The sequence below is a fragment of the Flavobacterium johnsoniae genome (genome assembly GCF_001879205.1).
Classification (GTDB): Bacteria; Bacteroidota; Bacteroidia; order Flavobacteriales; family Flavobacteriaceae; genus Flavobacterium; species Flavobacterium johnsoniae_A.
Genome location: NZ_MLFK01000009.1, coordinates 517,845 through 542,607, shown reverse-complemented (window position 1 = coordinate 542,607; position 24,763 = coordinate 517,845). Strand labels below are relative to the sequence as shown.

General features: G+C 33.5%; 26 protein-coding genes and 1 tRNA gene. 8 read left to right on the top strand and 19 right to left on the bottom strand.

Annotated elements, in window-relative coordinates:
* Positions 1–297: 297 nt before the first annotated feature.
* Positions 298–1,365, bottom strand: coding sequence for a 3-dehydroquinate synthase (gene aroB, locus BKM63_RS18315; protein WP_071638002.1), 1,068 nt, complete (start codon positions 1,363–1,365; stop codon positions 298–300).
* A gap of 275 nt (positions 1,366–1,640) precedes the next feature.
* On the opposite strand from aroB, the gene BKM63_RS18310 reads away from it, so the two are divergent.
* Entirely contained in the window at positions 1,641–2,810 is a 1,170-nt protein-coding gene (locus BKM63_RS18310) for a proline dehydrogenase family protein (protein WP_071638001.1), read from the top strand.
* 113 nt (positions 2,811–2,923) lie between these two features.
* Here BKM63_RS18310 and BKM63_RS18305 read toward each other — a convergent pair whose 3' ends face one another.
* Positions 2,924–4,708 carry an ABC transporter ATP-binding protein gene (locus tag BKM63_RS18305; protein WP_071638000.1) on the bottom strand — a complete coding sequence of 595 codons (1,785 nt, stop codon included), beginning with the start codon at positions 4,706–4,708 and terminating at the stop codon, positions 2,924–2,926.
* 266 nt (positions 4,709–4,974) lie between these two features.
* Here BKM63_RS18305 and BKM63_RS18300 point away from each other — a divergent pair.
* Positions 4,975–5,052 (top strand) — tRNA-Val (locus tag BKM63_RS18300).
* A gap of 75 nt (positions 5,053–5,127) precedes the next feature.
* Here the strand turns inward: BKM63_RS18300 and BKM63_RS18295 are convergent.
* Entirely contained in the window at positions 5,128–6,879 is a 1,752-nt protein-coding gene (locus BKM63_RS18295; protein ID WP_071637999.1) for a hypothetical protein, read from the bottom strand.
* A gap of 204 nt (positions 6,880–7,083) precedes the next feature.
* On the opposite strand from BKM63_RS18295, the gene BKM63_RS18290 reads away from it, so the two are divergent.
* On the top strand, positions 7,084–7,878 hold the full coding sequence (locus BKM63_RS18290; RefSeq protein ID WP_071637998.1) for a hypothetical protein: 795 nt from the start codon (positions 7,084–7,086) through the stop codon (positions 7,876–7,878).
* A gap of 26 nt (positions 7,879–7,904) precedes the next feature.
* Here the strand turns inward: BKM63_RS18290 and BKM63_RS18285 are convergent, their stop codons facing one another.
* Complete coding sequence (locus tag BKM63_RS18285; RefSeq protein ID WP_071637997.1) at positions 7,905–8,276, bottom strand: winged helix-turn-helix transcriptional regulator; 372 nt, start codon at positions 8,274–8,276, stop codon at positions 7,905–7,907.
* A 99-nt stretch (positions 8,277–8,375) separates the two neighbouring features.
* Here BKM63_RS18285 and BKM63_RS18280 point away from each other — a divergent pair, with 99 nt between their 5' ends.
* The 3 genes from BKM63_RS18280 to BKM63_RS18270 all read left to right on the top strand — a co-directional run bounded on the left by BKM63_RS18280 (position 8,376) and on the right by BKM63_RS18270 (position 10,537).
* A complete protein-coding gene (locus BKM63_RS18280; RefSeq protein WP_071637996.1) occupies positions 8,376–8,906 on the top strand; it encodes an NAD(P)H-dependent oxidoreductase in 531 nt (176 codons plus the stop codon).
* 96 nt (positions 8,907–9,002) lie between these two features.
* Positions 9,003–9,398, top strand: coding sequence for a VOC family protein (locus tag BKM63_RS18275; protein ID WP_071637995.1), 396 nt, complete (start codon positions 9,003–9,005; stop codon positions 9,396–9,398).
* Between the two features lie 173 nt (positions 9,399–9,571).
* Positions 9,572–10,537, top strand: a complete 966-nt coding sequence (locus BKM63_RS18270; RefSeq protein WP_071637994.1) for a ketopantoate reductase family protein — start codon at positions 9,572–9,574, stop codon at positions 10,535–10,537.
* A 42-nt stretch (positions 10,538–10,579) separates the two neighbouring features.
* On the opposite strand, the gene BKM63_RS18265 is transcribed toward BKM63_RS18270, so the two are convergent.
* The 8 genes from BKM63_RS18265 to BKM63_RS18230 form a co-directional block, all read right to left on the bottom strand.
* A complete protein-coding gene (locus tag BKM63_RS18265) occupies positions 10,580–11,749 on the bottom strand; it encodes an FAD-dependent oxidoreductase (RefSeq protein WP_071637993.1) in 1,170 nt (389 codons plus the stop codon).
* A 31-nt stretch (positions 11,750–11,780) separates the two neighbouring features.
* Positions 11,781–12,539 carry a helix-turn-helix domain-containing protein gene (locus BKM63_RS18260; RefSeq protein ID WP_071637992.1) on the bottom strand — a complete coding sequence of 253 codons (759 nt, stop codon included), beginning with the start codon at positions 12,537–12,539 and terminating at the stop codon, positions 11,781–11,783.
* Between the two features lie 30 nt (positions 12,540–12,569).
* Positions 12,570–13,169, bottom strand: a complete 600-nt coding sequence (locus BKM63_RS18255) for a DUF6624 domain-containing protein (RefSeq protein ID WP_071637991.1) — start codon at positions 13,167–13,169, stop codon at positions 12,570–12,572.
* 131 nt (positions 13,170–13,300) lie between these two features.
* The gene (locus tag BKM63_RS18250; RefSeq protein ID WP_071637990.1) at positions 13,301–13,699 is read right to left on the bottom strand and encodes a VOC family protein; all 399 of its coding nucleotides are present in this window, start codon (positions 13,697–13,699) and stop codon (positions 13,301–13,303) included.
* Between the two features lie 76 nt (positions 13,700–13,775).
* Positions 13,776–14,894: an FAD-dependent oxidoreductase gene (locus BKM63_RS18245; protein WP_071637989.1), complete on the bottom strand. Its 1,119-nt coding sequence runs from the start codon at positions 14,892–14,894 to the stop codon at positions 13,776–13,778.
* A gap of 61 nt (positions 14,895–14,955) precedes the next feature.
* Entirely contained in the window at positions 14,956–15,720 is a 765-nt protein-coding gene (locus BKM63_RS18240; RefSeq protein ID WP_071637988.1) for a helix-turn-helix domain-containing protein, read from the bottom strand.
* 41 nt (positions 15,721–15,761) lie between these two features.
* Entirely contained in the window at positions 15,762–17,054 is a 1,293-nt protein-coding gene (locus BKM63_RS18235) for a hypothetical protein (protein WP_123907093.1), read from the bottom strand.
* 130 nt (positions 17,055–17,184) lie between these two features.
* Complete coding sequence (locus BKM63_RS18230; RefSeq protein ID WP_071637987.1) at positions 17,185–18,147, bottom strand: helix-turn-helix transcriptional regulator; 963 nt, start codon at positions 18,145–18,147, stop codon at positions 17,185–17,187.
* 84 nt (positions 18,148–18,231) lie between these two features.
* Between BKM63_RS18230 and BKM63_RS18225 the strand changes: the two genes are divergently transcribed.
* Positions 18,232–19,404 carry an FAD-dependent oxidoreductase gene (locus BKM63_RS18225; RefSeq protein ID WP_071637986.1) on the top strand — a complete coding sequence of 391 codons (1,173 nt, stop codon included), beginning with the start codon at positions 18,232–18,234 and terminating at the stop codon, positions 19,402–19,404.
* 82 nt (positions 19,405–19,486) lie between these two features.
* On the opposite strand, the gene BKM63_RS18220 is transcribed toward BKM63_RS18225, so the two are convergent.
* The 3 genes from BKM63_RS18220 to BKM63_RS18210 are packed head-to-tail and all read right to left on the bottom strand — an operon-like array spanning position 19,487 to position 20,661.
* A complete protein-coding gene (locus BKM63_RS18220; protein WP_071637985.1) occupies positions 19,487–19,858 on the bottom strand; it encodes a DoxX family protein in 372 nt (123 codons plus the stop codon).
* Between the two features lie 6 nt (positions 19,859–19,864).
* A complete protein-coding gene (locus BKM63_RS18215) occupies positions 19,865–20,332 on the bottom strand; it encodes an SRPBCC domain-containing protein (RefSeq protein ID WP_071637984.1) in 468 nt (155 codons plus the stop codon).
* Between the two features lie 5 nt (positions 20,333–20,337).
* Positions 20,338–20,661: an ArsR/SmtB family transcription factor gene (locus tag BKM63_RS18210; protein WP_071637983.1), complete on the bottom strand. Its 324-nt coding sequence runs from the start codon at positions 20,659–20,661 to the stop codon at positions 20,338–20,340.
* 223 nt (positions 20,662–20,884) lie between these two features.
* On the opposite strand from BKM63_RS18210, the gene BKM63_RS18205 reads away from it, so the two are divergent.
* On the top strand, positions 20,885–21,235 hold the full coding sequence (locus tag BKM63_RS18205) for a DUF2200 domain-containing protein (protein WP_071637982.1): 351 nt from the start codon (positions 20,885–20,887) through the stop codon (positions 21,233–21,235).
* Positions 21,236–21,281: 46 nt separating this feature from the next.
* On the opposite strand, the gene BKM63_RS18200 is transcribed toward BKM63_RS18205, so the two are convergent.
* The 4 genes from BKM63_RS18200 to BKM63_RS18185 all read right to left on the bottom strand — a co-directional run bounded on the left by BKM63_RS18200 (position 21,282) and on the right by BKM63_RS18185 (position 24,746).
* Positions 21,282–22,337 carry a linear amide C-N hydrolase gene (locus tag BKM63_RS18200; RefSeq protein WP_071637981.1) on the bottom strand — a complete coding sequence of 352 codons (1,056 nt, stop codon included), beginning with the start codon at positions 22,335–22,337 and terminating at the stop codon, positions 21,282–21,284.
* A gap of 97 nt (positions 22,338–22,434) precedes the next feature.
* Complete coding sequence (locus BKM63_RS18195) at positions 22,435–22,803, bottom strand: hypothetical protein (RefSeq protein WP_071637980.1); 369 nt, start codon at positions 22,801–22,803, stop codon at positions 22,435–22,437.
* A gap of 140 nt (positions 22,804–22,943) precedes the next feature.
* Positions 22,944–23,876, bottom strand: a complete 933-nt coding sequence (locus BKM63_RS18190) for a transglutaminase (RefSeq protein WP_071637979.1) — start codon at positions 23,874–23,876, stop codon at positions 22,944–22,946.
* A gap of 18 nt (positions 23,877–23,894) precedes the next feature.
* Complete coding sequence (locus tag BKM63_RS18185; RefSeq protein ID WP_071637978.1) at positions 23,895–24,746, bottom strand: substrate-binding domain-containing protein; 852 nt, start codon at positions 24,744–24,746, stop codon at positions 23,895–23,897.
* Positions 24,747–24,763 lie beyond the last annotated feature (17 nt).

Genomic DNA, 24,763 nt, shown 5'->3' with positions numbered 1-24,763 from the left:
AATATTTTAAGTTTGTTATTTTGTGTATTAAATTTAGTGATTTTATGCTAAATCTAATATTCAAACTCTAATATTGGCAAATATAATCTGCAGTTTTTCGTGTTCTGCTTTTGAGCATTGGAAAACATCAAAACAAAACGGGCTTTTACTATTGTAAAAACGGTTCAACATTCTAAGTAAAGAACTGTTGAGACGGTTTCTGTAAGAGCTGAATTGTCTTTGTTTATTGTTTGTTTTCATCGTGGCAAATGTAAAAAATAATATATACCAAAAGCAATGCTTTTTATTAAAAAATATTTAAGATTTATAATCTTGAAACGCTTCTAGAATCAATTTATTTTCAACGGATTGGTTAATTTTTATTTTTCCGATTCCTTCGATTAATGCAAATTGAATTAAACCGTATTCATTTTTTTTGTCATGAACAAGCAATTCAAGTATAGGATCGATGTCTTTTTCTTCAAATTCTATCTGATCGTAAATGGCTTGAATTGCGGTTTTAATCTCAGAATATTCTGTAGGAGTAATTAAATTTTTATGCAGCGAGATGTAGCTCTCTAAAATCATTCCTACAGCAATTGCTTCACCGTGTAATAAGGTTGTTTTTTCTTCACTTTCTAAAAAATAACTTTCGATAGCGTGACCTAACGTATGTCCAAAATTCAACGCTTTACGAATGTTTTTCTCTGTAGGATCCTGAATTACAATCTCGTTTTTAATTTCTACTGAGCGATAAATTAACTGATCGAGCGCATTGTAATCGATAGCCTGCAGGTCTAAAAATTCTTTCCAGTACGCAGCATCATAAATTAAACCATGTTTTAGCATTTCTGCCAATCCGGAACGCATTTCGCTTTGTGGTAAAGTTTCAAGATATTGTGTATCTATTAAAACCATCTGCGGTACATTAATAACACCAATCTGGTTTTTTAAATTTCCTAAATCAACGCCGGTTTTTCCTCCCACAGAAGCATCAACCATAGATAATAGAGTCGTAGGTATATTAATGAAATCGACACCTCTTTTAAAAGTAGAAGCTACGAATCCGCCTAAATCTGTTACAACACCGCCGCCAAGATTAATTACAAGTGATTTTCTATCAGCGCCAAGCTCCGTTAATACATGCCAGATCTGAATACAGGTTTCTATGTTTTTATTAGCTTCTCCTGCTTCAAATTCAATAATTTCGATATTTAAATCTGTTTCAAGTACAGGAAGAAGTTTAGGAAGACAATGCTCATTTGTCTCAGTATCAACAATAATAAATAAATTAGAATATTTATTTTCTTTTAAATGTTTATTTAAAGCTTCGTAAGCATTCTCATTAAAATGTACGAGGTAATTGTTTGCTTGAATAGATTGCATAATTCCTGGGTTAATTGAAACCGCAAAATAAGGGATTTTTCAACAAATAATATTCAAACTTTAAACCTTATTTGTTTTAAAACGAATGATTCTAATTAAGAAGTAAGGAAAGGCGGCGGTTTTTTGTTTTTTGAAAGGGTCTATTTACCAAAGAGTATTTTTTTTCTTCTCAATTTAGTATTTTCTACAAACTTATTAACGATTTGAAAAAATATGATATCATTTAGTAAATAATATTCAAAACACTCTATATCTTTGCACAAAAACTAAACTTAATGGAAAAAATATTCGATAACACTCAAGTTGCTTTTTCACTTAAAAGTGATACCGAACTTGACAGGGCTTATTTTCTTTTTAAAATGATTGACAGCGAACCTTTGGTACGAATTGGTACAGCGGTTACTAATTTTGCTATCAAAGCACATCTTCCGGTTGAAGGATTAATTCGTGCAACTGTTTTTGATCATTTTTGCGGTGGTGTAAATGAAAATGACTGTTTAACTGTAGTAGATAAAATGTTTACCAAAGGCGTTTCATCTGTATTAGATTATTCAGTTGAAGGAAAAGAAGAAGAAGCACAATTTGACGCTGCTTTAGAAATGACCTTAAAAACTATTGAATTTGCAAAAGAACGCTTAGCGATTCCGTTTGCAGTATTTAAACCAACTGGTTTAGGACGTTTTGAATTGTATGAGAAATTAGGAGAAAAACAAACTTTAAACCCGGCTGAACAAGCAGAATGGGATAGAGTAGTGGCTCGTTTTGATCAGGTTTGCAGCGAAGCGCACAAAAAAGATGTGGCATTATTAATTGATGGTGAAGAAAGCTGGATGCAGGATGCAGCAGATGATCTGGTTACAGATATGATGCGTAAATACAATAAAGAAAAAGCTATTGTGTTTAACACCTTACAAATGTACCGTTGGGATCGTTTGGATTACTTAAAAAATCTTCATGACATCGCTAAAAAAGAAGGTTTCTTTATTGGAATGAAACTGGTTCGAGGCGCTTATATGGAGAAAGAAAACAAACGTGCCGAAGAAAAAGGATATGTTTCGCCAATTTGTGTTTCTAAACAAGCTACAGATGATAATTATGATGCAGCTGTAAATTATATGCTGGACCATTTAGAAACAATGTCAATTTTTGCAGGAACTCATAACGAATTAAGTTCATACAAACTGATGGAAATGATGGCAGCGAAAGGTATTGCCAAAAATGACCATAGAATCTGGTTTGGGCAATTATACGGAATGAGCGATAATATTAGTTATAACTTAGCCGAAAATGGATATAATGTAGCTAAATATCTTCCGTTTGGACCTGTAAAAGACGTTATGCCTTACCTTATTCGCCGTGCTGAAGAAAATACTTCTGTAGCAGGGCAGACAAGCCGAGAGCTATCGATGATTAAAGCTGAACGTAAACGTAGAAAAGGAAAGTAGTTTTCAGTCTCAGTTTACAATATATAAAAAAGCTCCAATTAAAATTGGAGCTTTTTTATTAATATTAAATCGAACAAACCCGAAGCATCGGTATTAAAAATTGGATTTTTATGTTAAGAGTTGCTAAACTGCAAGTTGCTAAGATTTTTGTATATTCCGTTTTCAAGATTTATCAATTCCTGATGTGTTCCTTCTTCAGAAATTTGTCCGTTATCCAGAACTAAAATTTTATCAGCATTTCTAATAGTCGAAAGTCGGTGAGCGATGATAATGCTTGTTCTTCCTTCCATTAATACTTCTAATGCTTCCTGCACCAGTTTTTCGCTTTCGCTGTCTAAAGATGAAGTAGCTTCGTCTAAGATTAATATACTTGGGTTTTTAAGTAAAGCCCTGGCAATTGCAATACGCTGACGCTGTCCGCCTGAGAGTTTAACACCGCGCTCGCCAACCAACGTTTCGAACTTTTCCGGAAAACCTTCAATGAAATTAAAAGCGTTTGCTTGTTTTGCAGCTAAGATTATTTCTTCATCAGAAGCATATGGTTTTCCATAGGCAATATTCTCTCTGATAGTTCCTCCAAAAAGAATAACATCCTGCGGTACAATACTCATATTACCGCGAAGATCTTCTAAATCGTAGTCGTAAATATTTTTTCCGTCAACCGTAATTTCTCCCGAAGTAATATCGTAGAATCGCAGCAACAACGAAGAAATAGTAGATTTACCGGCGCCGCTTGGCCCAACAATGGCAATTTTTTGACCAAATTCTGCAGTAAAATTTACGTTTTTCAACACTTGAATTTCCTGGCGTGTTGGGTAGCTGAAAGCAACATTATTGAACGTAACGTTTCCTTTTATCTTTTCCTGCTTTCTGTTTGAATCAGAATTGATTTTCTCCGGATTTTCGTCTAATAATTCAAAAACTCTTTCAGTCGCACCAATTGCTTTTTGAATTTGCGCATATAATTCGGCAATGCCGCCAAAAGAAGCTCCAACGAATGTTGAATATAAAACAAATGAAATTAATTGTCCAACGCTCATTTCGCCGGCAATACTCAAACGTACACCAAACCAAACTACGGCAACAATAGCTCCGAATAAACAGAAAATGATAAACGAAGCGAAATAACCACGATATTGACCTCCTTTAATAGCCAGTTTTACCACATCGCTTATTTTGCCTTTATAACGTGCAATTTCGTACCATTCGTTAGCAAAAGCTTTTACAATGCTGATTCCCTGCATAGTTTCTTCCACAATTACCTGACTTTCGGCAACCTGATCTTGTACTTTTTTAGAATATTTTCTAATAAATCTTCCAAATACAACAGCAGCAATTGCAACTAACGGCACTACTGAAAGCATCAATAAAGTTAACTTTAAACTTTCGGTAGCCAATAAAATCACACCTCCTATAATTAGGATAAACTGTCGCAAAAACTCTGCAATTGTTGTGGTTAAAGTATCCTGAATCTGTGTAATATCGGCACTGATACGGCTGTTTAATTCGCCGACTCTTTTTTGAGAAAAGAATGTCATTGGCAGTTTTACCAAATTAGTGTACAATGCCAAACGAAGGTTTGCCAGTGTGTTTTCGGTAAAATTGACAAATAATGACAATCTGAAAAAAGAGAAAAACGACTGCAGAAACAGAATTACAATTAATCCTAAAGCGATCTGATTTGCTTCGTCATTATTTTTATTCTTAACGCAGTCTACCAGCATTCCCATTAATTTAGGAAAGGCGAGGGCAGTGGCGCCTGTAAGAAGCAGAAAAATTAATCCGATGAAAAATTTCCATTTATGGTTTCCTGCGTATGTAAATATTGTTTTTGCTTTGTTAAGTGAAGTAGCAGTTATTTTTGATTTTGGTAAATCATTTTCTTTAAATCTTGCCATTAGAGTATACTATTTTAGGTATGCAAATGTATGACTCTGGCAAATCAATACAAAGCAATATGAAGAATTAGAGATCCGGATTTTGTTTTTTAACTAAATTATAAGAAAAGAATGCTTTTTCTTCGTTTTTTAAGAAGCTGAAAAATAGAAGAGTAAATAAAAAGATAAAAAAATATTTAATCTTTTTTCTAAATATGCTTGCAAATACAAAATCTAGCTGTATATTTGCACTCGCAATCACGAAATGATAGCAACCTAGTAAAATAGGGCGATTAGCTCAGCTGGTTCAGAGCACCTCGTTTACACCGAGGGGGTCGGGGGTTCGAACCCCTCATCGCCCACCAAATTAAAAAACTCCAAAGTCATTTGATATTGGAGTTTTTTGCTTTATAACATTCTATATATCAGATTTACCAGCACTAATATTTTTCATAAAACTCCCAGTCGTCTGTTAGTTTCATAACTAAAATATAATTGTCTCTATAATAGTCGTCCACTGCTTTTGGATCTTTAGAATCATTTGCCTCAATCACATAATTACCATAATCCATAATAAAACCATTAGGGTTATTAAATTTAAAACTTATTTTTCTAACCTCTAAGCTGTTATTTTGAGAACATGCTTTGGAGTTGTATAAATTGCCTTTATAAATTCGAAAACAAGAACCATATCCAATGGTATTATTAAAGTTTCTTTTTTGATCGTACTCCAAATTATTGCCGCTTTTATCCAATAGTTCGTTTAAAGCTTTAAGATTTTTTGGTTCTTTTTGTATCGCATGCAGGATTAAAACATTAAAATCAGGAAAAGATATTAATACCGTATCTTTAATTACGAGACTGCCTATTTTTTCCTCAGACGGAAATCCTTCTCTTTTGAGTAAATCAATCAATTTATCGGTTACCCTTTCTGTAGTTTCATATAAAACTTTCTGGCTTTTTCGTTTTTCCAGCCCATACTCAGCCTGATCTTCATTAAGCAAGTTATCTAATTCTTTTTTTAAGGGTAGATTCCACTTTGCTTTTGCTGCTTTAGATATCGAGTCATATTTAATGCTAAAGTTTTTCCATTCTACATTTTTTCGCAGACCGTTAAAAATCTTAGCATTAAAATATGGGAGATCAATGCCTTTATAAGCCAATTTTTCACTCCACGAAAAAGCTGCTTTTAAATCTCTTGATAAAATCGCACAGCGCACTGCATTATGAATATCTCTTGCAAAAAGAACCGGATACTTTTGTGCTAAAAGATTGTATTCGTCCTTTGCCTTACCAAACTGCCTGCTCAGAATATAGTTTTCGGCATTTTTGGTATAAGTGTAATACGTAATTTCTTTTTTTTCTGCTTCTTCTTTTTTAATATCAGCTACTAATTTATTCGATGTAATTAACGGAACACAATCGTAGTTTTCCCTTTTTATTATTTTGCTGCGATTATTTTTTTCAGGGTTATAAATCATGGCGCCTATATCAAATATTTCAGAATAACTTGAACCAAAGGCAAGCAGCGTATTTTTACTAACCTTACCGCTTATTTTAAAAGGCTGTTTTTCTGCCATTAATATTTTAGAATAAGCGTATTTTTTAAAATAAAATGCCGGAAATGTATCGAGGGCAGTAAACTCATTCGTTTCTTTGTTATTGATTTTTACATCTACAGAATCTTTATTTACAGTTCGTCCCAAATAACAAATTCTCGATGTATCTGTCTTTTCGCCCAAAAAGATCTCAATATATTTTTTCTCTTTTTTAGTTTTAATAAATACATTGCTTCCCCAATCATTATTTCCACTCACAAAGCCTTCAATATCTACGATATTGTTATTTGCATTATAAGTACATTTCGAGATTTCAACTTTTAAAAAACACATGGATAGGTTTTCTATAAAATGAAAATTTCTATATGTTTTACTGCGAAAAGTTACTCCATAATTATTAATACCTTTATATTTTCTCGCATCTACAAAGCAAGGTGATGTTATCGAATCTTTTGAAACACTAAACCAATTACTTTGATTTTTATCCCAGAAACTATATACTTCATTGAATATTTTGTTTTTATCAAAATCAGTTTGATTATAAGCATTCTTTGATTGCTTTTGCCCGAAAGAGAAATTGATAAAAACGACATTGATTAAAATAACAAGAAACCCTTTGTAGACTTTTTGCAAAATGATGATTTTAAGTAGTTATAAAAATCAATATTAAATCAAAAAAACAGAACATCCAATTAAAAAAGTAAACTTCTGCAATTCTTAAAAAATAAATCGCAATTTACGGGAAACCACAATTATAGTATTGATTTTTAATGTAATATTGCAAAACTTACTTGTTTATTTAATAGTAAGTTATCTACAATTTTAATCAAGATTAAGATGGAAATAAAAATAAACAAAAGACATAAAATACTTGGCGTATTTTCTCTGATATCGATTTTATTTTTAGTGATTTTTATAACATTAAAATATCTTGATTTCTCAGGACTGGAATTAGAAGAAAAATGGATTTTTGTTTCAGGAATACCTATTATAATTGGGCTTTTTTTGGGTGGATATATTAAGAATTTTAAAGGTTTAGGTCTTGAGATAGAAGCGTCATTAAATAAAGAATTACCAGATAATTTGATTTCTTCAATTACAGAAAACACAATTGTAGATACACACAAAATAGATAAAAAAGCTATCAGTGATCTTGAGAAGTTAAGTGAAGCAGAGGTGAGGAATATTTCAGGGATTCGTTTTATTTTCAATCGTAAAGGATATTACGAGGAAACGTTTGTTAAAGAATATTTTCGACGCTTACACAATCTAAAATATGTGGAAATAATTGATGCCGAATATAAATTTCAGTTTTTAATTCCAATCAGTCATTTTAAAAGTAATTTTGATCTAAATTTTATTACAATAAAAGGTTTTATTAATCAAATTGATGAGGGAATTCTTGATTCAAATTTTCCTGGAGCTATAACTGCATTTGTTAGTAAAAGTGACAGTTTACTGGATGCTTATCGAAAACTACTAGGTAACACCAAAAAGATTGAAACTCCTGAAGATAAAAAACTTCCCGTATTAGATTCAGATCATCGATTAATTGGGTTGTTATCAAAAAATAAAGTCGAAGAATATATAAGCAAAGAAGTACTCGACAACTACGAGAAAAACGGTAACTAACAGCAGTCTTTTTAGGCTTATTTACTCTAAATCGAAATCCGGTTATTTAATTCCCTGTGTTTCTTTCCCCATTTTTCAAGCTCCTCAATAATATTTTTTAACTCATAGCCAATTTCGGTTAGTTCATATTCCACTCTTGGCGGTACTTCGGCATATACTTTACGGCTGATTATTTTGTTTTCTTCCAATTTCCGAAGCTGCAGCGTAAGCATTCGTTCTGTTATAGCTGGCATACATTTTTTTAATTCTCCAAAACGTAATTTTCCATTTATTAAATAACAGCAAATAGCCAAAGACCATTGACCGCCCATAATATTCGATGCATAAACTTCTAAACACTCATTTGACAAGGCTTGTTTATTAGCAAAATTGGTCGAAGTTTCCTTTATTTTAGACATTACTTACCTTTTTTATAGTACCATACAATTAGCTGCTAACCTACAAAATTAATGTATTCAAATTATCTTCGCACTCAAATAATATAAAATTTACAGAAGATGAAAACATTAGTAATTGTAATACATCCCAACATTGAGGAGTCTGTAATTAATAAAAGATGGATCGAAGAACTTAATCAATATCCTGAAAATTTTACAATTCACGAATTACACAAATTATATCCCGATGAAAAAATTGACATTCAGGCAGAACAAAAATTACTGGAAGAACATGATAAAATTGTTTTTCAGTTTCCGTTTTATTGGTTTAACTCTCCGCCTTTATTTAAAAAATGGCTTGATCAGGTTTTAACTTACGGCTGGGCTTACGGAAGCAAAAGCAATTACAAGATGTCGGGAAAGAAAGTTGCATTGGTCATTTCGGTAGGAATAGACGAAAGCGACTATCAAGAATCCGGGAAATATAAGTATACTCTGGAAGAATTAACCCGTCCTTTTGAAGTTACTTTTGAGTACATAAAATCAAATTATAAACCTCTTTTTGCTTATTACGGAATAGAACAGAATTCCTCTGATGAATGGATCCAAAAGAGTATCCCGCTCTATCTAAACTTTTTAAATTCGCTGTAATCTTTATAAGTCGAAAAAAAACATAAAAATAGTGTTCACAAGAAGTTCAAAATTAAATCGTTAACTTAGTTATAATCAATTTTAAAACTACAGTTTATGAAAACTAAAATGATATGGGCAAACTTGGTTTCGCATGATTTGCAAAGAACAATTCAATTTTATAATGAGTTGGGTTTTAAACAGAACGGAAAAGAAACAGAAGAACTAGTAAGCATCTCTTTTGCAGAAAATAATTTTATTATTAATTTTTTCGTGCCCAAAAGATTTGAATGGGCGCTAAAAGGTCCATCAGCTGATGCTAAAACCGAAAACGAAATTATTTTTTCGTTATCTGCAGCGAGCAGAGAAGAGGTAGATCAGTGGCTGGAAAAAGTAAAAGTAGCAGGCGGCACTATTTTTTCTGAACCTGAGAATTTTGAAGCAGGCTATACCTTTGGATTTGCTGATCCTGATGGTCATAAATTCAATTTTTTATATTGGCCCGGAATGTAATTCAATAGCTTTCTCGCTTTATCTGTACCTGTAATTTATCCATTTTTGTATCTCTAATTTTTATTTTGAATTAGTTATGTTTGCTTTAGTATGCTTAGTCGTGATCTATGGAACGCTTGTATTTTAAAGACACCACTATGTGAAAAAAATTAAAAAAGAAAATTTACAATAAAATGGAACCAAAACAAACAGATCTGACTAATACTACCGAAAGCAACTTCTACGATTATCCAATATTTATTATTGGTAACGGGGTAATTGCAAAAGCTTTGGCAGTATCTTTAGTTTTGAATGGAAGAAATGCAGTAATTATTCGCGGAAGTATTGACAATCAACCAGCAAGTACTGAAAATATTAAGGTTCTAATTGCAGATGAAATTTTAGAAGCCGAAGTCCTGATTGACTCCCTGTCTAATTATGAAAGTCTGAATGGAATAATACTGCTCACCAACAAATCTTTTGGAAATGCGGTACTGGCGGATAAATTGCAAAATAAAACCGGAAATTCCCCAATAGTATTTCTGCAAAACGGGCTGCATATTGAAAACAGTTTTATTGACAAAGGCTTTAATGAACTGTACAGATGCGTTTTATTGGCTACCAGTGAATCATTAGAAGACAATAAAGTACGATTTAAGTTAGTAGCACCATCACCAATAGGTATTATCAAAGGTTCGGACAAAGTTCAGGAAACTATTGTAAATATACTTGATACGGATGTTTTTTCATTTCGAATAGAACATGATATACAAACTCTTATTTGGAAAAAAGTAATAAGCAATTGTGTTTTTAATTCGATATGTCCTTTACTGGAAACAGATAACGGAATTTTTCATCGCAATAAAGAAGCATTAGAAATTGCCAAAAAAGTAATTGCAGAATGTCTAATAGCGGCAGAAGCGTATGGTATTGGCTTAACTATGGAAGTTGTATTAGAAAATATACTTTCAATAAGTAAAATGTCTGACGGGCAAAAAATTTCAACCTACCAAGACATCTTAAATAAAAGAGAAACAGAAATTGAAACAATGAATTTAGCGATTGCCAAAGCAGCCGTTTTAAAAGGCAGTATAAATGTTCCGCTTAATTCCCTGCTTGGTGAATTGGTTAAGATTAAGTCAGAAATATCCAGAAACTAATTTAACAAAGCTCCATTACGATTAATGGAGCTTTTGTTTTGATTATTTTATTTTCTTTGGTTCCAGAATTTTTTTATCCCATTCTTCTTTGGCTTTTCTGTTTTCTTCAAAACTTTTATCAGAATGTATGCTTTCTTCAGCCAAGTGTGTCTGTTCTTGTGCTTCTCCTGCGTAAATTATCATTTTTCGCTCGTAATCTTTAACCGCCGATAAGAGATCAGGAAAATCTCCTTCAGTTAGATTTTTAGTTAGATACAACGCATCCAGCAGCCCAATATTTACACCAATCCCCGCAAATGGGGGCATAACATGAGCTGCATCACCTACTAGTGTGATATCGCTCTGCGTTTTCCAGGGTTCATCTAAAAACATTCTGCGCATGGGCAAACCAACAAAATTATCGGTAGCATGAAATAATTCCTTGTATACAGGATTCCAGTTTACAAATAGTTTGTCTAAATAATGAAGTACTTTTTGTTTATTTGAAAAATCCATTTCTTCTTTCTCAATCCAGTTTTCCTCTGTTTTGAAAGACAAATAGTAATTGAGGGCGCCATTCGATTTAACCTGGCAAAAAAGCATTTTTCTTTCTGCAAGTGCCATTGTATTTTCTTCTCCCGATAGTTTCTTAAACAAAGGACAATTAATCTCAGGATTTAAAACTTCACCTTGTATAATGTAGGTTCCTGTGTATTGAGGCTTAATAGAAGTAACCAAATTTCTGGCTTTGCTTTTTCCGCCATTGGCAATAATTACAAAATCAGCAAAAGCCGAATTTCCATTTTTAAATTGTAAGCGATATTGATTGCCGGTCTTTTCAATTTTAGTCAGTTTGCTGTCCCAAACCACGGTATCTTTATTCAAGCTGTCTAATACTATTTTTCTCAAATCATTTCGATCAATTTCAGGGCGATCAAATTTGGTTTCTTCTGCTGGCATATTTTCCTCCAGAATTTCAGCATTAATGTCAAGGCTTCTTTCTCCTGTTGGTCTTGCATACTGATAGTAGATTTCTAATAAACCAGCTTCTTCCAAAGCGAGCTGTCCGCTGCCTTTATGAATGTCAAGTGTACCACCGGAAATTCTTGAACTGGCATTTTTATCCCATTCGTAAACGGTTACATCTATGCCTTTTTGCTGTAAAAGTCTTGCTGTTGTTAAGCCTACAGGTCCGCCGCCTATAATGGCTGTTTTTTTATTTTGTAATAACATAATTGCTGTATTTAATATTTACAGCACAAAATTACTTGTCGTTTATGGCGGAAACTTGAATAAATCGGTCGTTTTTATTTTGGTGCAATTCGCGCGGATTTACACCGGATAGTTTTTTCACTTCTCTGCTAAAATGAGCCTGATCAGAAAAATTTAATTCAGGAAAAAGCTTCCCTTTTTTAATCTGCTCGAAAGAAACCCGAAACCGTAAAAAACCACAATAGACTTTTAATGAAATTCCAAAATATCTGGTAAAATAACGGTTTATCTGCCTGCTTGTCCAAAATGTTTTTTCAGAGAACTCTTTGATTGTCATTTCCCCATTTGAAGCATAGATCAACTCAAATAGTTTTTGTTTGCGAGGGTCAATTGTATTAGGAATAAATTGTTTTATAATTTGAGAAGCTTTAATGCAAAAAGCATCAAAATCATTAATATCTGATTCTTTAAAACCCCAAAAGTCATCAGGAAGTAATTGAAATTCATTTAAAAGATGGGCGATAGATTGATGAAACAAATATTCGGCCGCAATGAGTTTGAAACTGATAAAAAACATCTTAGTATCGATGTCTATTTTTCTTTTATCATACAAAGTCCCCAGTCCCAGGAGATAAATCTGAAACGGTTCATTTCCATCTTTAGAAAATACCAAATCAAAATTAGCATCAGGCATTACAACAACTTCTTTTTCTATTCCTGTCGTATTTTCAACCATCCAAAAACATTCTACAAAATCAGCAATTGCTTTGTCCGGCAGATTTTTTTTGTATTGAATTTCGTCGTTTGTCATCGTTTTAGTTTCTTGTAGAAGCAAGTTACATTATTTCACCCAGCCGACTTTTTTTCTCCATTCATTCATTTCCTGCATCCGTTTTTTATGATCTTTTGCAGGCGATTGATTTTCATCTGCTGCGCGTTTTCTAATGCTTTCTGTTTGTTCTTCAAGAGTATTCAGCCCAATAAGCTTTCTTCTCTCATTTACTTTAATCAAATTATCATATTCATTCGGGCTTAATTCCCCATTATCGTCCCAATCAAATTGGGTTCCATACGACTGCGGCTTTTCTTCAAAAACAGCAATACGATCAGTGAGGTAAGCTAAATTTACTGCATCAGCTTTGTTTTCATTAGCCGCATTTTCTAATAATTCTCTGCATTTTTTCATAAAGGCAGGCTGACCAATCGAATGTTGTATTACCAGCCAGGCAGCATTGCAGGCCTCTGCGCCAACTTTTTCAATAGTGGGATAACCAATTGTATCTATTATATCATTTAATATTTTTGCATTTGTATCATGCAATTCTGCCATTTCTTTGTTATAACCGTCACCAAGTTGTTTATTTTGAATAAGTAGATCTCTTAATTCTAAATCAGCATTTTTAAGGTCAATTATTCTTTTGGCAATACTTTTATAATTCATTTTAAGAAAGTTAATCCGTTATTTTGAAACAACTCACATATCCATATTTTTAATCCATCCATCCTGAAGAGTATAAATATGCTTTACAGTCCGCCGGAATTGTATCAAGATGCTTTTTATCTTCTAAAAATCTAACAAATCGGTTCCCAAAGCTCAATTTTATTGCCTTCGGTATCCATTATGTGTACAAATTTTCCGTAGCTGTAGGTTTCAATATCATCCAGAATCGTAACACCGTTTTCTTTAAGTTTTTCTAAAAGTCCTTCGATATTCTGTACCCGGTAATTAATCATAAACTCTTTTTTCGACGGAGCAAAATATTCATCTCCCTTCTTAAAAGGACACCACTGCGTAGATTCTACCTGCTCTGGTTTGTCGATATTTCTGGATTCAAAACTTGCCGAACCCCAGTCGTTGATTTCAAGCCCTAAATTTTTAGCGTACCAGTCTTTAGTCTCCTGTGGGTTTTCAAGAAAAAAGAAAACACCTCCAATTCCTGTTACTTTTGGTTGATTTTTAGATTTTTCCATGATCTTAGTTTTTTAGTTAAGAAGCTGTCAATAGTTTGTTTCGTCTAATATAAAACTATTTTTATCACTAAAATTTTTAATCCATAAATTTCATAAATGAAAAATCAGTTTTAAACATTTCATTCTCATTTTCCTGCGTATCAAACTGGGCTTTTTTTGCATAAACCAACATTCTTTGTTCATAATTTTCGATTGCGTCCTCAATGGTTTTAAAATTCCCTTTTACCAGGTTTTCAGATAAAATCAAAGCATCCAGAAGTCCAATATTTGCACCTTGGCCGGCAAAAGGAGGCATTAAATGGGCGGCATCGCCAATAAGCGTAATAGGCAAGGGGCGTCTGTTTTCCCACGGTTTATCGAGTGGTATTTTCTTTGTTGGCAAACCCTTAAAAAAGGAAGTAGAACGGAACAATTCTTTGTAAACTTCATCCCACTCAAAAAGTTTATCCAAAAGAAATTCTATCACATTATCAGTGTTTTTAAAATCTAATTCTAAATTTTCCGGCGTTTTAAACATTACATTATAACTTAAAGCTTTGTTGTTTTTGGGGTTCGCAACCAATAAGTTACCATTTTCAGTCGTCATCAGGATATTCTCATTACAAAGCTGATAGAAATCCGGGCATTTAAGTTCAGGTTCTAAAACTTCGCCCTGAATGATAAATGTTCCCGTAAACTCAACTTCGGCATTGGTAATGTATTTTCTAACTTTAGTCATACCACCGTTAGCCCCAATAACAAAATCGATTACAGCCGTTTTGTTATTTTCAAAATGCAAAAGCCATTTACCGTTTTGCTCTTCGAGTTGTGTTAATTTACTGTCCCAAATAACCGTATTGTCTTTTAAACTATTGATTAATAAGGTTCTTAAGTCGTTTCTGTTTATTTCAGGATTGTTAAATTCTTCTCCCTGAGATGTTTTCTTTATAAATATGATATTTCCGTGCTGGTCTGCAATCGTTCTTCCCATTGGGATCGCCAGATTATAATAGTCTTCCAGTAATCCGGCTTTTTGCATGGCATCCTGTCCCGAACCTTTGTGCAAGTCTAATGTAGCGCCCCAAATTCTCGCTTTTGAGTCTTTGTCTCTTTCGTAAACGGTTACATCAGCTCCGTTTTGCTGCAGCAATCTTGCCATAGTTAAACCAACAGGGCCTGCGCCAATAATGGCTATTTTTTTATTCTCTAGTAACATAATTTGTCGTATTAATTAGGCTACAAAGTTGAAAAAGAAGCATTAGATGAAATAGTAAAAATCAGCCGTTTTTTGAATTTGATTTTTTAATTGCTACAATATCCATAAAACGATTGCCGGTATTTTTACTTAATTCTTTTGGCGTCACGCCGGAGTATTTTTTAATCTCTTTGATAAAATGATTCTGGTCTGTGAAGTTTTGTTCCGGAAAAAGATTTCCTTCGCTGATTGTTTTAAACGAAGATCCAAAACGAAGAATATTGCAATAAGCTTTAAGCGAAATACCAAATTGCTGATTAAAGTAACGGTTAATTTGACGACTGCTCCAAAACACATTTTCAGATAGTTCCTTTACCATTACAGATCCTTCTGAAGCATAAATAAGTTCGAACAATTTCTTTTTCCGACTGTCCATATTATCTATTAAAATGCCTTTTATTATTTGAGTTGATTTACGGCTAAAATTTTCAAGACTGCCTAAATCGCTTTCTTCAAACTGCCATATTTCATCTGAAATATTTTTTCCGCCGTTTAAGACATCTTTAATCGAATCGCCAAATAAATATTCTACCGCCAATAATTTAAATCCTATCGAAAACATCTTTGCATTGGCCGGAATCATAACCTGGCTGGGAATTGTGTCTAAACCTCTAATTGATTTTTGCCAGACATCAGAATTCATTTTCATAACAGCCAGATCAACCATTCCATTTGGTAAGATGGTTGACGGAATATCTTTTCCGTTTTTGTTTTCAAGCATCCAAAAACTGTGTACAAAATGCGAAATCAAAGAATCCGGTAAAGCAGACTGAATTATTAAGCTCATTAGTTAATCAAAAATTTAATTCAAAAGTACTATTTACTTCTTTAATGCTTTGTTTTTAAGGCGTTAAAAGAATAAGAAATCATTAAATAGCTCCAAAAGGCGAGTTTATTTTCATTTTGAATTTTAGGAAGATACTGCATCGTATCTGAAGAACTATAGCAGGATAAAGCATAATTAATTTCTAACTGCTTTATAGGCAGATATTTTAGAGAAAGATCACTCTCAAAACCCAGGTATTTTTTTGCATTTTGACCAGCAGAATTTTTTAAGGGAAACTGGTTGTAAAACAGATGAAAATCAGAGCGGACAGAAAGTTTGCTATTTAAAGGAACCGTAATAAATAAATACGGATTTATCAAACCTTTCCCGCCAACATCCGTTGGAAAACGGGTAAAGACATTCATATTCCCATTAAACTTCCAGGTAACGCCATACAGTACATCAAAACTTTCAGACTCTTTTAAAGGTAGTTGAGAACTGTTTCCGCTGATTATTTCTGCACCTAAACGCCAGACCGAACTTTTTAATGACAATCGGATTTCGGGCTGTAAATAATAGGCAGATAATCTTTTGCCCTGAGGCGTACGGCCAAATTGCAAATAAGAATTTAAGGTGTAATACCATTGCTTTCTTTTGAGCTCAATTCTTCCTCCTGTAGTGGCACGGACATAGGCAGTTGCGGAGTTTGCATCTTCAAATAAATCAACAGCATTCAATGAATTAAATGAAAAACCATTATCAAAATTGTAACTGAAATTATTTACAACTAAGTATTTATATCGATTTGCTGCTACGGGAGAATAGACTGGATCGAATTCGTTTCCATATTTTCGGGTAAACAAAAAGAAAAAGTCGTTTGCAAAATGCTTCCCATAGTTCATTAATCGGATACCTTCATGTGCTCTGCCTTGCTGTGCCCACGGAGCATCAGAAAAAAGCCTTCCGTTATCTAATAAAATACTTTGTCTTCCTAAACGAATGTGGAATGATTTAATTTTGGCTTCAAAAAACAACTGATAAAAGTTAATACTTCCAACTTTAGATTTCAGATTTTGTTCTTCCCATACATGAATTTCCTGCACGTCTGATTTTATCAGCCATTTTTCCCTGGTATACGACATTGAAATTCTGTTTCTCTGTGTGGTATAAAAATAAGGATCAATTGAATCGTTTGGAGGGAGAAAATAGTTCGAAGTATATTCTACTCTTGGCCGAAGTTCTACATTTATTAAAAACTGGCCTGAAGAATTGTCTGATTCCTGAGCCTTTAATTGAATAGAGGCAGTTATGAAAAAGAAAAAAATAAAGATTTTGATCAAGTTTTTTGTCATCATTTTTATTTTCTCTTTAATAATTCTTTAGATCAGGAGTTTAAATTAACAAGATTCTTTCTTTAATTTTGATGCAGCTAATATATAATTATTTTGAAAACCAAATTCATTATTTTAACACATAAAACATTGATTATGTTAGCGAATACTTCTTTGGCTTTAATCCAATATGCTGTTCAAAAACCCTCGAAAAATGACTAAGATTCGTAAATCCGAGCTGGTAACCGACTTCCGAAACTGAGAGGTGATTTTCTTTTAATAATCTGGCCGCTTCCTGCATTCGCATAAACTGGTAATATTCAAAAACACCTTTGCCAAAAGTCTGTTTGAATAATTTTCGAAGTTTTGGCTCACTCATCCCGGCTTCTTTAGCCAATGAAGCAATATCCGGGGCCTTATCCAAATTAGACTGCAAATGAAATTTAATGGCATAGACAGCCTTTATATCCTTAATATGAATACCGCTTGCTGGCATTTCTTCGCGTTGCAGCAACATAGCAAAAATATGGCATAACAATTCTTCACATTTTAGTTTATTATAATGCTTTTCTAAACTTTCGGGAACAGATTGATACAGCATTTCACTGGCAGTTGTAATCATAGCTGGCGTAATTCCAATTTCAAATGCAAAATTTTCTTTTCCGTCCAGTATTGTTGTAACAATTGGGTGATGCAACCCGCCAAATCTTTCCTGCAGATATTCTCGCGAAGCTGCAATGGTTACGCTTCTAAAAAATGTATTCTGAGGCATGGCTACTACAGAAGAAACAGCCTGCATTGCTATAAAAACGTTGGATTGTTCCGGCAATAATTGTTTGTCTTGATATACAGAAGAATCAAAAATACCGTTCAAAAAGAAAATCACATTTCCTAGTCCGTCCGGCAGTTCATTTTTGCGTTCGAGTACAATTTCTTCTTTCAGATAATAATTCCGGATCATCATTCTTAAATCACTTCCCCAATTGAATCCGGTCATAAAACCTTCACCCAATCTTTCGGGAATATCAATAAAACGTCCGCGAACCGAAGCCCCAATTGCATCAGCAAATTTGTGCAATATTCCAGAACCATTTTCATCAACTACTTCAATTTTCATTTACGACTATTTTAATATCAAAATAAGGTATTTTATCCCTAAATATACAGATAATTTTGTAATGAAATTAAAAGAAAGAAAAATATGTTATTAGATAATAAAAGAATTGCCATTATCGGCGGAGGCCCAGGAGGTTTAACTCTTGCCAGATTATTACAGCAAAAAGGAGCAGATGTAAAAGTTTATGAAAGAGACGAGAACAAAGATATCCGCCAGCAAGGTTCTACACTTGATCTGCATGCAGATACGGGCTTAAAAGCCATGATTGAAGCGGGATTAATGGATGAATTTAAAAAATACTATCGACCTGGTGCCGATAAAATGAAAATAATAAATCGAAATATGACCATTGTATACGATGATCATCAAGAAAAGCCGGAAGAAGATTTTGAGAATGAGCATTTTCGTCCCGAAATTGACCGCGGTCCTTTACGTGATTTATTGATTGCGTCTCTTAAGGAAGATAATATTATTTGGAATTCTAAATTCACAGAAATGAAGCCTTCAGGGCAGGGCTGGGAAGTTTTTTTTGAAAATGGTTCGAGTGCTTATGCCGATATTGTGATCGCCTCTGACGGCGCAAATTCACGTGTTAGAAAATATATTACCAATATTCAACCTGTTTTCTCTGGCATTACGGCAATTGAAATTAATGTTTATAATGCCGAAAATAATGCGCCTAGACTTTGGCAGCTGGTAAACGGCGGGAAAGTATTTGCCTTAGAGAACGGAAAAACCCTTTTATTCAGTGCAAAAGCCGATGGAACACTTTCGGTTTTAATTGGAATAAAAACAACTTATGACTGGCTGGCAAAATCAGGAATTGATTTTAAGAACAAAATTGAAGTAGGAGAATGGTTTAAAAAGGAATTTAGTGACTGGAGTCCTGAATGGCAGGAAATTTTTAATAATGATGAAATTTGGATAATGCCCCGTCCAATGTATCATTTTCCATTAGATCAGTATTGGAATCCTCTTCCAAATCTTACTATGATTGGTGATGCAGCACATCGCATGCCACCGTACGCAGGAGAAGGGGCAAATCAGGCCCTGGCAGATGCCTTAGAGCTGTATGAAGTATTAACCTCTAATTTGTTTACAGACCTGAAAAATGCAATTGGTTTCTTTGAGAAAAAAATGTGTGCCAGAGCTTCTGAAATTACTGAAATAACATTACAGCAGACAGAAGCAATGCACGATGAAAATAATTTACAGCTTTTATTAGACTTTTTTAACGAAGCCGTGAAGGGTTTTTAGTCTCAGTTTTCAATCTCGGTTTGCAGTTTCAGTTTTTAGTTTTCAGTGCAAAAATTATAATACTGAAACTGCAAACTGAAAACTAAATACACTTTCTTTCAGAGGGTCTGAAATACCAGGATGTTACAGTTAAAACTAATAATAAAGCCGGACCAAAATATTCAGTGCCTGAATCTCCGCTTGCAAAATGAGAAAAAATAGCACCGCTCATTGCAAAAAAGAAACCAGCATAAGCCCATTCTTTTAATAATGGAAATTTCGGAATTAAAACGGCAATTACACCAAGAATTTTCCAGATACCAAGAATGGTTAAAAAATAAATCGGATAACCTAAATGCGCCATCATAACGGCTTCTTCTTTCATTTTTAACAGTTGTACAATTCCTGTTGCAGTCATTCCCAATGCCAGCCAAAGTGTAGCAATCCAGTATATAATTCTATTGCTCTTGCTCATAATAATTTATTTAAGTTGGTTAACGATTTCCTGTAAACGATTGTGCGCCATATTAAGACCTTGCGCAAATGGAAGTTTCAATTGATAATCTCTATGCTCAACCGATTTGTAGATAGTCTGAATGGTTAATTTGCTTGTTTCTTCTGTCAATTTTTCAAATTCGATAAATTCCAATTGAGGAGCAAAATTGGCATTTTCCATTTCAAATGTTCTGATAATTCTCTTTTCTGGAACAAAATCATGAATAACGCCATTGGCACTAAACACTACATTTCCGTTAGGATCTCTGGTTTCAAATTTCCAGCCGCCGAATTTTTTGTTTTCTAATTTTAAAACTTTTGTTCCCATCCATTGTTCTACAATTTCTGCTTCGGCGTAAGCTTTAAACAGTAATTCCAACGGAAGATCAAATTCTCTTGTAATTAGAATTTCCTGCTGACCGTTTTCGGCACTAATTTTTGTTTTCTTTTCCATAACATTTAGTTTTTTGGTTTATAGTTTTTCATAATATCTTCCAGTTTATTAAAACGATCATCCCACATTTTGCGGAAAGGCTCAATAAAATCTGCTACTTCTTTAATCTTCTTAGCATTTATATGATAGTAAATTTCTCTTCCATTTTGCTGTTGTTCTAATAATTCACATTCAGTTAATATCTTAATGTGTTTTGAAATGGTTTGTCTTGATGACTCAAAATTTTCAGCTATTGTACCGGGTGTCATAGCTTGTAATGCCACTAAGCTTAAAATCGCTCTGCGGGTTGGGTCGGCAATTGCCTGAAAAACATCTCTACGTATTTCCATTGTGCAGTTATTTGACTGCAAATATAATGCAGTTATTTGACTGCGCAATATTTTTTTAAGATTTTTTATTTTTTTTTGAGTTTTTCTAAAAAATACCACGTTTTACAACCTATCATAAGGGGTTTTGATCTGTTAAAAAAAATATCGTAGATAAACAAAACACTTACAGAACTATAATTTTGCCTGATTTATTCAATTTTTTCATAATTTTAAATCAAAAAAAATGAATAACACAAGAGTATATAAAATCCTATTTTCGAGTGTATATCCATTATACATTCAAAAAGCTGAAAAGAAGGGAAGAACTGCAGAAGAAGTAGATAACGTTATTTTGTGGTTAACCGGCTATAGTGAAACACAATTTAGAAATCAGATTGAAAAGAAGGCAGATTTGGAAACTTTTTTTGCCGAAGCTCCGAAAATAAATCCAAACGCTTCAAAAATTACGGGAATGATCTGCGGATACCGAATTGAAGAAATTGAAGATCCGCTTATGCAAAAGATTCGCTATATGGATAAACTGGTCGATGAGCTGGCCAAGGGAAAAAAGATGGAAAAGATATTACGTGAATAGAGCAACCCTCTAAAGAATTTCTGTTAGAGGGTTTTTAAATTTATATTTAATCTAATCCGGCAAATATAAACGATGGCGCCGGTTTAAAATTCATAGATGATTCACCTGAATAATTTTCATTATTAGCCAGACTTAGTTTCTTAATTTTTCCTTTTTCGCTAAAATCAAGTTTACTAAATTCTACCCAGACTACATTTGGATTCAGCACATTATCAAAATAATAAACAAGATTTTTATGATCTGCAACAGTTCTCCATCTTGTAGAAGATATATTAGGCTCAGTTTCAGATGAAATCCCAAGCGGAACAGAGCAATTTCTAATAACACCAAAAACACTGGCAAGCGCCGTTCTAATATTATCAGTTTTAGGAATTGCATCGATATAATATGAGGCTCTTACAAATCGATCTGCCGCACGATTAGTTCCCGGCATCATAATCGTTCCGGGAATTCCTTTCCAGTACGTATTTATAGCCAGTTGCTGCTCAAAAATAGGAGAGTTGGTCATGGCAACATATTTCCTGTCATGATGAATAACTAAGTTTCCGTTTATATATTCAAAAATAGCATTATCTCCAGAGGCATCAGAAATTGATAAATGTACCGTTGCAAAAATATTAGTACCCGGAATGTGAGAAGAAGTTATAACAAAATCTTTCTTTTCTAATGCCGTTACTGCTTCAGAAACTGTCGAAAAATTGTCCAGAACATATTGCAGCCATAGCGAAACCGCAAGTCCTTTGGTTTTTCCATTTTTTTCAAAAGGAGGATAAGTAGATTCTACCAGCCAAAGTAAATTGCCTGCTAAGCCTTTTTCGTTCATTCCGTCAGACGAGGCAATGTCCCAGGAACTGGTTATAACGCTTCCGTATTTTGATTTCCATTTGATCGAGCTGGTTCCTACTTCGCCAAATCGCTCAATTCCTCTGGGAAAAAGCCACAAATTGGCCGGAATTTCACCTTTCCAGTCCATTGAGCGGGCTGTCAAAATTGTTCCATTTAAACCTTCGTAAACAATTCGGGTACATGAAAAAGTTTTTTCGGTAAAGATCAATACACATACTAAAACCAATAACGCTGATAATCTATTTTTAAATTTCATAGTTTTTTGATTATTAATTATTTAAGTCTGGATAATTTAAGAAATTAAATATAAAAAAACCACTTAATAAAAGTGGCTTTTTCAATGTTTTTTCAGGTTATATTTTTTTGAGTGTAATTTTCATTTCTTTACTGTCCAATATCAACTCATCGTCTGTAATAGTACTTTCGCATGGGTATGGGGTACCAACTTCATCTTTAATTACTAAACTTTTTCCACCTTTTGTCAATGCATAAGTACCGTTTGTTATCTCACTTGTTAAAAATCCGGTAACATGACCATCATTTGTAAATGTAAGAGTTCCATCACTTAAAATAACGGATTTTAAAGAATCCGAGAGAGGCATTTTAGCTTCTACGGCAGTAATTTTCCAGGAGTTTACTAATTTACTTCTACCCTTAGAGCATGAAATCAATAATACTGCCGCCATTGCAATTCCGAAGATAAATAATTTAGATTTTTTCATGATTTTGCGATTAAAAATTAGATAGGAAAAGTTACAAAAAAAAGTATTACTCCTAACATTTAATTAACAAAAAGCAGAATTAAATTATCTGATTACTAATATTTTAAGGATTAGACAGAAGTTTTGTCAGTAAAAAAAGATCAATTTAAGGTCAAAGCTCCCAGAATTTCTTCGTACATAAATGGTCCGCCCGGATAGGTTGCAGTATAATCCAGATTCATCCAGACCTGGCCGCGTTCATCAATATGATAGTGCAGTTTTTTACCGTAGCTTTCTTTCTGAAAAAGCACATTTTTAATCAGATAATTAACTTTTTCCAAATCGATTAAAGAACCTATTAAAATTTCCGGATAAATATGACCTTTGGTATGAATCAGTCGGGGAGTACCTCCAATAGAACGAATCGCAGCGGCCATTAATATCGAATGATCGTCGCAGTCTCCGGAGAAATATTGCAGCGATTCACTGGCAGTAGCAATATAATCGCCTTCCTTTGGGTCGTTAACATAATTCCAACGGCCGTTTATTTCTTTAAATACGGCAAAGCATTGTATAATAGTTCTGTAATCAGAATAGCCTTTTATCCCTTTAAAATGCTTTGTTGTGGCCATAATAGCAAAATTCCGCACTTTCGGATTTTGATATTCTATCGCATTTAAAATTTTTGATTTATTAGGAAACGGAAGCAGTTTTGCTACAATTATATCCTGCGGATACGGATTATCAGACATGGTATAAATCATTGAATTATAATCTTCCGAAATCTCACTGAAACCATAATTTCCAATAACCGATCCGTAAAACAAAACCAATAAATATACTGCGACACATAAAATAATAATGGTTCGCAGATACATTAAAAGAAAGAAAATAGCAGTAAAAACAAATATGAAAATAAAAACACGATCAAGATTGAACGACCACTCTAAATCGATAAGATTTTGATGCAGAATGATAAATATCGGAATCGTAATCAAAAGACTCAACACCGAAATAATAATCCTATCCCAAGGTGATTTCACCTGTAATTTGGATTTTAACTGAGGAAGGTCAATTTTTGGAAAATTTATCATAAGTATCAAAAGCAGTTTTTACAGCGCTTTTACGGTTTCAACAAAAGTACTTTTTTTATCAATAATTCCCAGATCAAATAATTGATTCTGAATTTTGATAAATGCTTTTTCGGTTAAATGTTTTTGTGACCACTGCGTCAATTTAAGCCATTCCTGAATGTCTTCAGCTTTTTGATTAAATAATTCAGCCAAAGTCTTATCAATATCAGGAATCTGCGCAAAATCGTGCGTTGTTTTATTGATTACTTCCAAAACTTTTTCGACCACTTTTGGGTTCTTTTTTAAGAATTCATCGCGAACCGTAATCACAAACGACGGCCATGGAGTAGGGCAGTCACCAACACGTCTGAAAACTCCTTGATCTACAAGAGGTTTTGTCATAAAACGCTCCCACATAAAATAATCTGCAGTTCCGTTTGTTAATGCTTCAACCGCACCGTCAATTGTATTTATAATTTCAAATTGTAAATTATCACTGTTCCAGCCCTGTTCATTTGCATTTACATAAGCCATTAACTGAGAACCGGAACCAATTCTGGAAATCGCTGCCTTTTTGTTTTCTAAATCTTTAATAGTCTGAAAATCTGATTTTGCCGCCACGTGAATACCCCAAATTAAAGGAGACTGCACATAAATCTGCACAATTTTACTTGGATTTCCTGCTACAATATCTTTTACAATTCCTTCAGTTAAAATTACCGCCATATCAGTTTCGCCGTCGCGAAGCATCTGACACATTTTTCCGGTACCCTCAGGAACATTTTTCCATTGTAAATCAATATTTTCCGCTTCAAATTCGCCATTTTCAATACATAAATGCCATGGCAGATTGAAGTGTTCGGGAACACCTACAATTTTTACAGTTTTCATTCTAGTTGAGTTTAAGT